At 61.4% G+C, this 11,387-nt stretch carries 11 protein-coding genes; 3 read left to right on the top strand and 8 right to left on the bottom strand.

Features of this window, described 5'->3' with window-relative positions; all coding sequences use genetic code 11:
* Positions 1–95: 95 nt before the first annotated feature.
* Positions 96–782 carry an SDR family oxidoreductase gene (locus CFII68_RS17210; protein WP_014336422.1) on the bottom strand — a complete coding sequence of 229 codons (687 nt, stop codon included), beginning with the start codon at positions 780–782 and terminating at the stop codon, positions 96–98.
* 25 nt (positions 783–807) lie between these two features.
* The gene (locus CFII68_RS17215; RefSeq protein ID WP_018605117.1) at positions 808–1,158 is read right to left on the bottom strand and encodes a MerR family transcriptional regulator; all 351 of its coding nucleotides are present in this window, start codon (positions 1,156–1,158) and stop codon (positions 808–810) included.
* Between the two features lie 81 nt (positions 1,159–1,239).
* Between CFII68_RS17215 and CFII68_RS17220 the strand changes: the two genes are divergently transcribed.
* Complete coding sequence (locus tag CFII68_RS17220) at positions 1,240–1,668, top strand: hypothetical protein (RefSeq protein ID WP_018605116.1); 429 nt, start codon at positions 1,240–1,242, stop codon at positions 1,666–1,668.
* A gap of 68 nt (positions 1,669–1,736) precedes the next feature.
* On the opposite strand, the gene CFII68_RS17225 is transcribed toward CFII68_RS17220, so the two are convergent.
* From CFII68_RS17225 to CFII68_RS17250, 6 genes are all read right to left on the bottom strand, one after another.
* Complete coding sequence (locus CFII68_RS17225; protein WP_014336425.1) at positions 1,737–2,663, bottom strand: ABC transporter permease; 927 nt, start codon at positions 2,661–2,663, stop codon at positions 1,737–1,739.
* Positions 2,663–3,769, bottom strand: a complete 1,107-nt coding sequence (locus CFII68_RS17230) for an ABC transporter permease (protein ID WP_018605113.1) — start codon at positions 3,767–3,769, stop codon at positions 2,663–2,665. Before CFII68_RS17230 ends, CFII68_RS17225 begins: the two co-directional genes overlap by 1 nt.
* Positions 3,770–3,780: 11 nt before the next feature.
* Complete coding sequence (locus CFII68_RS17235) at positions 3,781–5,334, bottom strand: ABC transporter ATP-binding protein (RefSeq protein WP_018605112.1); 1,554 nt, start codon at positions 5,332–5,334, stop codon at positions 3,781–3,783.
* Between the two features lie 534 nt (positions 5,335–5,868).
* Entirely contained in the window at positions 5,869–6,450 is a 582-nt protein-coding gene (locus tag CFII68_RS17240; RefSeq protein WP_018605110.1) for a YigZ family protein, read from the bottom strand.
* A 7-nt stretch (positions 6,451–6,457) separates the two neighbouring features.
* Complete coding sequence (locus tag CFII68_RS17245; protein WP_018605108.1) at positions 6,458–7,108, bottom strand: TetR/AcrR family transcriptional regulator; 651 nt, start codon at positions 7,106–7,108, stop codon at positions 6,458–6,460.
* 205 nt (positions 7,109–7,313) lie between these two features.
* Positions 7,314–8,234, bottom strand: coding sequence for a LysR family transcriptional regulator (locus tag CFII68_RS17250; RefSeq protein ID WP_014336429.1), 921 nt, complete (start codon positions 8,232–8,234; stop codon positions 7,314–7,316).
* Positions 8,235–8,356: 122 nt separating this feature from the next.
* Between CFII68_RS17250 and CFII68_RS17255 the strand changes: the two genes are divergently transcribed.
* Together CFII68_RS17255 and CFII68_RS17260 are read left to right on the top strand one after the other, a co-directional pair.
* Entirely contained in the window at positions 8,357–9,706 is a 1,350-nt protein-coding gene (locus CFII68_RS17255) for an aspartate aminotransferase family protein (RefSeq protein ID WP_003197518.1), read from the top strand.
* Between the two features lie 71 nt (positions 9,707–9,777).
* Entirely contained in the window at positions 9,778–11,271 is a 1,494-nt protein-coding gene (locus CFII68_RS17260) for a CoA-acylating methylmalonate-semialdehyde dehydrogenase (RefSeq protein ID WP_018605104.1), read from the top strand.
* Positions 11,272–11,387 lie beyond the last annotated feature (116 nt).

Genomic DNA, 11,387 nt, shown 5'->3' with positions numbered 1-11,387 from the left:
CTTGCTCGCGAAGGCGGTGTATCAGGCGACATTATCGTTAACTGACCCAGCGCCTTCGCGAGCAAGCCCGCTCCCACATTAGGGGACTGTGGTGGTTACCAAGGGATTGTTTCGCCCCTGTAGTTGACGAAGTGATGCCCGCCCTTGCCGGCGAAGGCATTCACTTGGTCGATCAGCCCGCGAGTGCTGGTCTCGACATCGATGTCCGCGCCTTCGCCGCCCATGTCGGTCTTCACCCAACCCGGGTGCAGCGACAGCACGGTCAATGTCTGCTCGCCCAGTTGGCTGACAAAACTATTGGTCATGGAGTTGAGCGCCGCCTTGCTGGCCTTGTACAGCGCCAGCTCCGGCGCGTCGGGCATGGTCACGCTGCCCAGCACCGAACTCATGAAGGCGAGCACGCCGCTGCCGTCGCGGATCTGGCCGACAAAGCGTTGGGCCAGGTTGATCGGCGCCACGGCGTTGGTGAAGAACAACTGGCCGACTTCGGCCAGCGTCGCGCCGCCCGGGTTCTGGTTGTCCGGGCCCTTGACGCCGGCATTGACGAACAGCAGGTCGAAGGTCTCGCCCTTGAGCTGTTGGCTCAGGGCGATGACCGCTTGCTGGTCGTCCATGTCGAGTTTTTCGATCCGCACCGGGCCCAGCGCCTTCAAAGCCTCTGCGTTCTGCGGGTTGCGCACGGTGGCGGTCACGTTCCAGCCATCGCTGAGCAGCGTCTTCACCAGACCGAGGCCCAGGCCCCGGGAGGCGCCGATGATCAATGCGTTTCTTGCCGAATTCATGAGAGGCATCCTTGAAAGAAAAAGGTCATGGATTTAATGGACAGCGTTGCCCGAGCCGTTGTTTCAGCTCGTGACGCAACGCATCGAGTTCGGTGATGCGGGTTTCGATCAGGTTCAGTTTGTCTTGCAGCAATTGCGTCACCGCGCAGTCCGGATCGGGGGCGTTCCACAGGGCGCCAACGCTGGCGCTGATCTCGCCCAGGGTAAAGCCCAGGCGCTGGGCGGTCTTGATATAGAGCACCAGTTGCACTATGTCGGCGGGGTAGTCGCGATAGCCATTGGCGCTACGCGACGCCGCGATCAGGCCCCGTTGCTCGTAGAAGCGCAGCGTGTCTCGACTGACGGCACAGGCCTGGGCTAATTCACCGATGCGCATTGCGGAACTCCTGAGGACTTGACCTTGGAGCATACCCCAGGCTTTAGCCTATTCGCTCCCCAATTATCTGGAGCAAAGTGTATGTGGACTTCGATGCAATACCGCCGGGTGGTGCTTGGCAGCGCCTGGTACGACCTGATCGTGTCGGCCGCGCTGGTCACGCCGTGGAGCTTTGCGGCGCTGCATGGTGTGTTGATGAGTTTGACTCAGCTATTCGACCTGCCTGGAGAACTGCCGCCGTTTGCGCCGGCGCATGTGCTGATGGTGAATCTGCTCGGCTCGATTGTCTGCGTGTGGTCGGTGCTACGGATTCGGGATCCGCAGGCACTGTATGGGCGTTATGACGCGGTGGGGCGGTTTCTGTTTGCAGCCTGGATGCTGTATGCGCTGCTTCATGGGGCCAATGCGGTGTTGTGGGTTTTCCTGTTTTTCGAGGTGGTGTGGGGCTTGGTTCAGGTGTTGCCTGTTCGGGACTCATCGCGGTCAAGCCTTGCTCCCACAGGTCACTGACAGTCTGTGGGACTCATGAAAGCCTGTGGGAGCAAGGCTTGCCCGCGATAAGCGCGCCGCGGTCTATCTCAATGCCCCGCCTGCCAAGGCTGTCCCAGGGACACCGGCGCATACAGTCGAGTGCGCACGGCATCCCGGGACAACAGCACCAGCACCACAATGGTCGCGGCATACGGCAGCATCGCCAGCAGACTCGATGGAATCGCCAGGCCCAGCCCCTGGGCCACCAAGTGCAGGATGCTGGCGAGGCCGAACAGGTAGGCGCCCAGCAGCAGGCGCCACACCCGCCAACTGGCGAACACCACCAGCGCCAGGGCGATCCAGCCGCGCCCGGCGCTCATGTTTTCAGCCCACATCGGCGTGTAGGCCAGCGACAGATAGGCGCCGGCCAACCCGGCCATGGCGCCACCAAACAACACCGCCAGGGTTCGCACCCGCAACACCGGCAGGCCCATGGCGCTGGCGGCATCTGGGTTCTCGCCGACGGCCTGGATGATCAATCCCGCGCGGCTTTTCATGATTGTCCACGCCACCAGGGCAAACAGAGCAAAGGACAGGTAAACCAGCAGATCCTGGGCAAACAGCATTCGCCCGATCAATGGAATGTCACTCAAGTAGGGAATCGCCAGCGGCTCGAACCCGGCCAACGGTTTGCCGACCCAGGCCGCTCCGACAAAGCTCGACAGGCCCACCCCGAAAATCGTCAGCGCCAGCCCGGTGGCGACCTGATTGGCGTTGAACACCAACGCCACCAGCGCGAACAACGCCGACAACAGCATGCCGGCAGCCATCGCCAGCAGCACGCCGAGCCAGAGGTTGCCGCTGTTGAAGGCGACGATAAAACCGATCACCGCACCGAACAGCATCATGCCTTCCTGGCCCAGGTTGAGGACGCCGCTTTTTTCGCAGACCAATTCACCCAGGGCCACCAGCAGCAACGGCGTGCCGCAGCGGATCATGGCGTAGAAAATATTGCTCAACAGGTCGATATCCATCACAGCGCTCCTGCCTGTACAGCGGCGGTTCGGGTGCGCCGGGCCCAGCGCAGGTTGAGGCGTGGCCGGTACAGAATCAGCACGTCGCAGGCCAACAGGAAAAACAGCATCATTCCCTGGAACAGTTGGGTGATTGCCTGGGGAAGGTTCAGCGACATCTGCGCGCTCTCGCCGCCGATGTACAGCAACGCCATCAACAGGCTGGAAAACAGAATGCCAATGGGATTAAGCCTCCCCAGGAACGCCACGGTAATTGCCGCATAGCCGTAGCCCGGCGACACCTGCGGCACCAGTTGACCGATCGGCCCGGTTACTTCGCAGACGCCGGCCAGCCCGGCCAGTGCCCCGCTGATCAACAACGCCAGCCACACCAACGGTTTCTGGCGAAAACCGGCGAAACCGGCGGCGCGGGCATCGAGGCCCAACACCTTGATCTGAAAGCCGACGAAGCTTTTCTGCAGCAACACCCACACCGCCACCAGCGCCAGCAGGGCGAAATACAGCCCGGCGTGGACCCGGCCGTCCTCCAGCAGCAACGGCAGGCGACTGGCCTCGCCGAACATCGCCGACTCCGGGAAGTTGAACCCCGCCGGATCTTTCAACGGCCCGTGAACACAAAACAGCAGCAGGTTCAGGGCGATGTAATTGAGCATGATGCTGGTGAGGATTTCATTGGCATTGAAGCGCGTGCGCAGCCACGCCGTGAGCCCGGCCCACGCCGCTCCGGCCAAGGTGCCGGTGAGCAGGATCAACACCAGCGCCCAGCGACTTTGCAGGCCGATGATGTTCACCGCCAAGGCACTGCCGGCCAAGGCACCCAGCAGCAGTTGGCCTTCGGCGCCGATGTTCCAGATCCGCGCCTGATAGGCCACTGCCAGGCCGAGGGCGCACAGCAGGATCGGCAAGGTTTTGACCAGCCATTCGGATACGCCGTACAGGTCGCTGATCGGGGCGATCAACAAGGTGTACAGCGTTTGCAACGGGTCATGCCCGAGGGCGATAAACAGCAGTGAGCCGCAGCCCAGGGTCAACACGGCGGCCAAGAGCGGCGAGCACCAGAGCATCAAGCGCGATTGCTGGCCGCGAGGTTCGAGAGAAAGCAGCATGTAGAACTCCGTTAAACCGGCGCGGGGGCAGGGGATTGAGGGGCGTCGAACTGGCCGGCCATCCAGCCGCCGACGTCACTGAGCCGGGTCTCGACGGTGGGCCTCAAGGCCGACAGACGCCCACCGCACAAGGCACCGAGGCGATCGCTGATCTGGAACAGTTCATCGAGGTCTTCGGAGATCACCAGAATCGCCGCGCCTGCATCGCGCAGGGCAATCAGGGCGCGATGGATGGTCGCCGCCGCGCCGACGTCCACGCCCCAGGTCGGGTGAGCGGCCACCAGCAGCTTCGGCTGTTGGAGGATTTCCCGACCGAGAATGAATTTCTGCAGGTTGCCACCCGAGAGGCTGCGCGCCGGGGTTTTGGTGTCGGGTGTCTTCACGCCAAAGCGACGGATGATCTCCTCGGCCAGGTGTTCGACCTTGCTGCGGCGAATCAGTCCGTGGCTGACCAGGCCCTGTTGGAAAGCGCTGAGCAAGGCGTTATCCGCCAGACTCAATTGCGGCACGGCGCCATGGCCCAAGCGTTCGGCGGGGACAAAGGCCAGCCCAAGCCGGCGACGGGCGTCGGGGCGTAGATGAGCCACGGGTTGCCCGTCGAATCGGATCGTTTCGCCTTGCTGGCGGGCAAGCGGAGTTTCTCCGCTGAGCAACGCCAGCCATTCGTCCTGGCCATTTCCCGCCACCCCGGCGATGCCGACGATTTCGCCGCTGCAGACCGCAAGGTCAATGTCCCGCAACGAGCAGCCGAACGGGTCCGGGTTGTGCCAGGACAGCTTGTTGATTTGCAGGAAGGCTTTGTCTGCGCTGACCTTGGGGTAGTCCGTGATCAGTCCGGCCGCTTCGCCGACCATCAGTTGCGCCAACTCCCGGTCCGAGCAGTGCGCCGGCGTGCAATGCCCCGACACCCGCCCGCCGCGCAGCACCGTGGCGCTGTGGCACAATGCTCGCACTTCCCCGAGCTTGTGGCTGATAAACAGGATGCTGCAGCCCTCGCTCGCCAGGCGGCGCAGGGTCACGAACAATTCTTCGGCTTCCGCGGGCGTGAGCACCGAAGTCGGTTCGTCGAGAATCAGCAGGCGAATGTCCTGCATCAGGCAGCGAATGATCTCCACCCGCTGCCGCTCGCCAATCGACAGGCTGTGGACCAGCCGCTGCGGTTCCAGCGTCATGCCATAGCGCCGGGAAACCTCGCGGATCCGAGGTTCCAGCTGCGCCGGCGTACCGGCTGCAGCGCCCATTGCCAGGGCAATGTTTTGCGCAACGGTGAGGGTTTCAAACAGCGAGAAATGCTGGAACACCATGCCGATTCCCAGGCTGCGGGCCTGGGCCGGGTTGCGCAGGTTGACGCGCTGGCCTTGCCAGATCACTTCACCCGAATCGGCAGGGGTGACGCCGTAGATAATTTTCATCAGGGTACTTTTTCCCGCACCGTTTTCCCCGAGCAGGGCGTGGATCTCGCCGGGTTGGATGCTCAGGTCGATGGCGTCGTTGGCCAGGCAACCGGGGTAGCGTTTGCTGATGTTGCGCAATTGCAGGCGCGCGATTGAGTCGGGGTTGGACATGACAGGCTCGGGCCGATGGACAGGAATGCCTGTGGATAAAGCAATTTCCTGGCCATCAGGTCAGGAAATCACCTTGATCCCGCCGCCAAGGCCTTCTACGTGTGGCCCGGACGCCTGTCCAAGGGAAAATCTGCACCGGCTTGGCGCACGAGGATTGGGTGCAGGCACCGGTTTGCCCTGAAATGGGTGGTTAAAAATTGAGCAAGCGGCTGCGAGCCATGCCCTTCTTGGGGTGGCAGGAGCCATGAACGGGTTATCCACAGGTTGCTCCACAGTTATTGTGCGCAAGCCGGAAACTCGGGCATAAGCACTGCGAGGCTTTCTTCTAAAGGTGATAAACCGCTGCAAGCACTTGTTTTGTGGATAAATTTGTCGGTTCGGCGGGACTTTGGCTGAAAAATGAGCAACCCTCTCAAACCCGCATGACAGAAGGGTTACAGAGGGATGTGCTCAGGTTATCCACAGTCGGGTGCACAGTGGATGTGGGCAAGTTGAACGATTGCGAGGCGCCCTGAAAGGTTGCAGCCTTTGAACTCAGCGCCCTAACCGAATCCGTCCACGGCTCAGGTCGGCCAGTTGCGTTTGCAATGTTTCGATCTGCGCTTCACCCACGGCCAACTGCAGGTCTACGCCATTGGCCGTAAAGCGTTCTTCATTGACCAGCCCGCCGCATTCGGCGACGCGCAGTTTCACCAAGGGCAGTTCGGCGAACCCGCAGCTACAGTGCAAGGGCACGCGGCTGATCAATTCGATTTTCTCGGCGTTTTGCAGGCATTTGTTCGCGCCGCCGCCATAAGCCCGGGCCAGCCCGCCCGTGCCCAGTTGAATCCCGCCGTACCAGCGGATCACCAGCACTGCGACCTGATCGCAAGCCTGTGCTTCGATTGCGGCCAGGATCGGCCGCCCGGCAGTGCCACCCGGCTCGCCATCGTCGTTGCTGCGGTATTGGTCGCCGAGTTTCCAGGCCCAGCAATTGTGCGTGGCATTCAGGTCACTGTGCTGCTCGATAAAGGCCTGGGCGTCGGCGGGGCTGGTGATGGGCGCGGCGAGCGTAATGAAACGGCTTTTGCGAATTTCTTCGCGGTATTCGCAAAAGCCGGCAAGGGTAAAGGTCATGGCGATCTTAGAGGGCAGGTGTCAGGCCGCAGCCCTTGAGAATGATGCGGATCAGGTTGTCGCCAGCCTCGACCATGTCTTGCTTGGTCAACTTGCTGCGCCCGGTCACGCGACAGATCTGGGTGGCGAAGTCGGCGTAATGCTGGGTGCTGCCCCACAGCAGGAAAATCAGGTGCACCGGGTCGATCGGGTCCATCTTGCCGGCATCGATCCAGGCCTGGAATACGGCCGCCCGACCATTGAACCAGGCGCGATAATCCTGGTTGAAATATTCGCTCAGGCATTCGCCACCGCTGATCACTTCCATGGCAAACAATCGCGAGGCCTGGGGTTGGCGACGAGAGAACTCCATTTTGGCGCGGATATAGCGGGTCAAGGCTTCGGCGGGATCATCCTCGGCTGTGAGGGTATTGAAGGTGCTGTCCCACAATTCGATGATGTTGCTCAGCACCGCCACGTACAAGCCGAGCTTGTTGGTGAAGTAGTAATGCAGGTTCGCCTTGGGCAGCCCGGCCTTGAGGGCGATGGCATTCATGCTGGTGCCTTTGAACCCGTGACGGGCGAACTCATCTTCGGCAGCCTTGAGGATCGTCTCTTCATTCTTTTGACGAATGCGACTGGTGGGCTTGCCACCGTGGGCAGGGACTTCAAAGGTCATGGGCGTTTCCGGGCTGGGTCTGTGGGCAAGCAAATGCGTTGATAGCGCACCGGCATCAATCCGACAAGTGCCATCACACTAAAAGCCTCTCGATGGCGATCCTCTGCCCCTTGTGGGAGCGGGCTTGCTCGCGAAAGCGGAGGGTCATTCAATATAGGTGTCGCCTGATACACCGCCTTCGCGAGCAAGCCCGCTCCCACAGGGGTTAACGGGTGGCCGCCAGGCTTTCGAGAAAGCTCTCCAGCACCAAGTGAGGCCGGCGGCCCTTGCGCGTGACCGACGCCAGGCTCAGGTCATAGAACCGTACCGCCGGTTTCAAGGCTCGCAGCCGACCTTGCTGGACCCAGAGGCTGGCGTAGTGATCGGGCAGGTAACCGATGTAGCGCCCGGTGAGAATGAGGAACGCCATGCCTTCGCGGTCCGATGCACTCGCGGTGCAATTGAGCGCCTGGTAATGGGCCTGTATTTCGGCTGGCAGGCGGAAGGTCGGCGCGATGGCGTCCTGGCTGTTGAGGCGAGCGTCCTCAAGTTGCTGGTCATCGACATAAAACAGCGGATGCCCGACCGCGCAGTACAGCAGCGATCGTTCACTGTACAGCGGTTGATATTCCAGCCCGGACAGGGCACTGGCCTGGGGAACCACGCCAACATGCAAGCGCCCGTCGAGCACGCCTTGCTCGACTTCGTTGGGGGCGATCATGCGAATCTGGATCTGCACGTCGGGCCCGCGCTCTTTCAATTGCGCCAAGGCATGGGTGATGCGCATGTGGGGCAGGGTGACCAGGTTGTCGGTCAGGCCGATGGTCAATTCACCGCGCAAATGCTGGTGCAGGCCGTTGACCTCGGTGCGAAAGCTTTCCAGTGCGCTCAATAGCTGCAACGCCGATTGATACACCTCGCGACCTTCCTCGGTCAGGGAAAATCCCGCGCGCCCACGCTGGCACAGGCGCAGGCCGAGACGTTGCTCGAGGTCGCTCATCTGCTGGCTGATGGCCGAGCGACCGATGCCCAGCACGGTTTCAGCGGCGGAAAATCCACCACATTCAACTACGCTGCGGAAAATGCGCAGCAGGCGAATATCAAAGTCGCTGACCTGGGCCAGTGGATCGGGACGACGAACGCTCATAGTTTAGTGATCCACCGACTGAAGGTTACAAAAGTTGGATTTCACCGACTTTATCGCCGTGGCAACTTAGCTGCAAGAACGCCTTTCGATCCCTGTCGCTTATGACCTGCGAGGTTTTGTCGATGAACATGCCCGAACACGCTGCCGGTTCCCTGGCTAGCCAGCTCAAGCTGGATGCCCACTGGATGCCTTACACCGCCAACCGCAATTTCCAGCGCGATCCGCGCCTGATCGTCGCTGCCGAAGGCAGTTGGCTGGTGGATGACAAGGGGCGCAAGGTGTACGACTCGCTGTCGGGCCTGTGGACATGTGGCGCCGGCCACACGCGCAAGGAAATCCAGGAAGCGGTCGCCAAGCAACTGGGCACCCTCGATTACTCGCCGGGGTTCCAGTACGGCCATCCGCTGTCGTTCCAACTGGCGGAAAAAATCACCAGCCTGACCCCGGGCAATCTCAATCATGTGTTCTTTACCGACTCCGGCTCCGAGTGCGCCGATACCGCGGTGAAGATGGTCCGCGCCTACTGGCGTCTCAAGGGCCAGGCGACCAAGACCAAGATGATTGGTCGTGCCCGCGGCTATCACGGCGTGAACATCGCCGGCACCAGCCTCGGCGGTGTCAACGGCAACCGCAAACTGTTCGGCCAGGCCATGATGGACGTCGACCACTTGCCTCACACCTTGCTGGCCAGCAATGCCTATTCCCGTGGCATGCCAAAAGAAGGTGGCATCGCCTTGGCCGATGAGCTGCTGAAGCTGATCGAGCTGCACGATGCGTCCAACATCGCCGCAGTGTTCGTCGAACCGATGGCGGGTTCGGCCGGCGTGCTGGTGCCGCCTGAGGGTTACCTCAAGCGCCTGCGGGAAATCTGCGACCAGCACAGCATCCTCCTGGTGTTCGACGAAGTGATCACTGGTTTCGGTCGCACCGGTTCAATGTTCGGTGCCGACAGCTTCGGCGTGACCCCGGACCTGATGTGCATCGCCAAGCAAGTCACCAATGGTGCGATTCCCATGGGGGCGGTGATTGCCAGCTCCGAGATCTACCAGACGTTCATGAACCAGCCGACGCCCGAGTACGCGGTGGAATTTCCCCACGGCTACACCTACTCGGCGCACCCGGTAGCCTGCGCGGCTGGCCTGGCGGCGCTGGACCTGTTGCAGAAGGAAAACCTGGTACAGAGCGTGGCCGAGATCGCCCCGCATTTCGAGAATGCATTGCACGGCTTGAAGGGCGCGAAGAACGTCATCGACATTCGCAACTATGGCCTGGCCGGCGCGATCCAGATCGCCGGGCGCGACGGCGATGCCATCGTGCGTCCGTTCGAGGCCGGCATGGCGTTGTGGAAAGCCGGGTTCTATGTGCGGTTCGGCGGCGACACCCTGCAGTTCGGGCCAACGTTCAACAGCAAGCCGCAGGACCTGGATCGCCTGTTCGATGCGGTCGGTGAAGTGCTGAACAAGCTCGACTGATACGTCCTTCTATATAGCTTTCGATAACGGGCGTCCGGTCAAGGGCGCCTGTGGATAATTTTGGAGTCCCCATGAGCCTCATCCCGCATTTGATCAATGGCGAACTGCTGAGCGACAGCGCTCGCACCGCCGATGTGTTCAACCCGTCCACTGGCCAGGCCATCCATAAAGTGCCATTGGCTGATCGCGCGACCATCCAGCAGGCCATCGACGCCGCGAAGGCGGCTTTCCCGGCCTGGCGCAATACACCGGCGGCCAAGCGCGCGCAGGTGATGTTTCGTTTCAAGCAATTGCTGGAGCAGAACGAGTCGCGCATCGCGCAGTTGATCAGTGAAGAACACGGCAAGACCTTGGAAGACGCGGCCGGTGAGCTCAAGCGCGGCATCGAAAACGTCGAGTTCGCCTGTGCGGCACCAGAAATCCTCAAAGGCGAATACAGCCGTAACGTAGGACCGAACATCGACGCCTGGTCAGACTTCCAGCCTCTGGGCGTGGTGGCGGGCATCACGCCGTTCAACTTTCCGGCGATGGTGCCGCTGTGGATGTATCCGCTGGCGATCGTTTGCGGTAACTGCTTTATTCTCAAGCCGTCCGAGCGTGACCCGAGTTCGACGTTGCTGATCGCCCAGTTGTTGTTGGAAGCCGGTTTGCCCAAGGGCGTATTGAGCGTGGTGCACGGCGACAAGGCTGCGGTGGACGCACTGATCGAAGCGCCAGAAGTGAAGGCGCTGAGTTTTGTCGGTTCGACGCCGATTGCCGAGTACATCTATGCCGAGGGCACTCGGCGCGGCAAGCGCGTCCAGGCGCTGGGTGGGGCGAAGAACCATGCGGTGCTGATGCCGGATGCGGACCTGGACAATGCCGTCAGCGCACTGATGGGCGCGGCGTACGGTTCGTGCGGTGAACGCTGCATGGCGATTTCGGTAGCGGTGTGTGTCGGCGACCAGGTGGCGGATGCGTTGGTCTCCAAGCTGGTGCCGCAGATCAAGGCGCTGAAGATTGGCGCCGGCACGTCTTGCGGGCTGGATATGGGGCCGTTGGTGACCGGTCAGCATCGGGACAAGGTCAGCGGCTATATAGAAGACGGTGTGGCGGCGGGTGCTTCGCTGGTGGTCGACGGCCGTGGCTTGAGTGTGACCGGGCATGAGGAGGGCTTCTTCCTGGGTGGCTGCCTGTTTGATCGCGTGACCCCTGAGATGCGCATCTATAAGGAAGAGATCTTCGGGCCAGTGCTGTGCATCGTCAGGGTTAACAGCCTGGAAGAGGCGATGCAGTTGATCAACGATCACGAGTATGGCAACGGCACTTGCATCTTTACTCGCGATGGTGAGGCGGCGCGGTTGTTCTGCGATGAGATCGAAGTCGGCATGGTGGGCGTCAACGTTCCATTGCCGGTGCCGGTTGCCTATCACAGCTTTGGCGGTTGGAAGCGTTCACTGTTCGGTGACCTGCACGCCTACGGCCCGGACGGCGTGCGTTTCTATACCCGTCGCAAGGCCATTACCCAGCGCTGGCCGCAGCGGGCCAGCCATGAGGCTTCGCAGTTTGCGTTCCCCAGCTTGTAACCGGTAAGTGAAGAGGCCGGCACCCTTGGGCGCCGGCCTCTGTGTTTACGGGGCTTTTTGACTGATGTGACAGAATTGTGAAGAAAGGTGTTGACGGCAGATTCTGGAAGTCTATA

The sequence above is a fragment of the Pseudomonas sp. CFII68 genome, assembly GCF_000416195.1.
GTDB lineage: Bacteria > Pseudomonadota > Gammaproteobacteria > Pseudomonadales > Pseudomonadaceae > Aquipseudomonas > Aquipseudomonas kilonensis.
The sequence above is the reverse complement of the archived record's forward strand: the minus strand, read 5'-3'. Positions and strand labels throughout refer to the sequence as shown.

What these genes read in the sequence shown, in the direction of transcription:
- CFII68_RS17245 (WP_018605108.1), bottom strand. Translation starts at nt 7,108, where the DNA reads ATGACCTTTGAAGTCCCTGCCCACGGTGGCAAGCCCACCAGTCGCATT.
- CFII68_RS17250 (WP_014336429.1), bottom strand. Translation starts at nt 8,234, where the DNA reads ATGAGCGTTCGTCGTCCCGATCCACTGGCCCAGGTCAGCGACTTTGAT.
- CFII68_RS17225 (WP_014336425.1), bottom strand. Translation starts at nt 2,663, where the DNA reads ATGGATATCGACCTGTTGAGCAATATTTTCTACGCCATGATCCGCTGC.
- CFII68_RS17240 (WP_018605110.1), bottom strand. Translation starts at nt 6,450, where the DNA reads ATGACCTTTACCCTTGCCGGCTTTTGCGAATACCGCGAAGAAATTCGC.
- CFII68_RS17260 (WP_018605104.1), top strand. Translation starts at nt 9,778, where the DNA reads ATGAGCCTCATCCCGCATTTGATCAATGGCGAACTGCTGAGCGACAGC.
- CFII68_RS17220 (WP_018605116.1), top strand. Translation starts at nt 1,240, where the DNA reads ATGTGGACTTCGATGCAATACCGCCGGGTGGTGCTTGGCAGCGCCTGG.
- CFII68_RS17210 (WP_014336422.1), bottom strand. Translation starts at nt 782, where the DNA reads ATGAATTCGGCAAGAAACGCATTGATCATCGGCGCCTCCCGGGGCCTG.
- CFII68_RS17235 (WP_018605112.1), bottom strand. Translation starts at nt 5,334, where the DNA reads ATGTCCAACCCCGACTCAATCGCGCGCCTGCAATTGCGCAACATCAGC.
- CFII68_RS17255 (WP_003197518.1), top strand. Translation starts at nt 8,357, where the DNA reads ATGAACATGCCCGAACACGCTGCCGGTTCCCTGGCTAGCCAGCTCAAG.
- CFII68_RS17230 (WP_018605113.1), bottom strand. Translation starts at nt 3,769, where the DNA reads ATGCTGCTTTCTCTCGAACCTCGCGGCCAGCAATCGCGCTTGATGCTC.
- CFII68_RS17215 (WP_018605117.1), bottom strand. Translation starts at nt 1,158, where the DNA reads ATGCGCATCGGTGAATTAGCCCAGGCCTGTGCCGTCAGTCGAGACACG.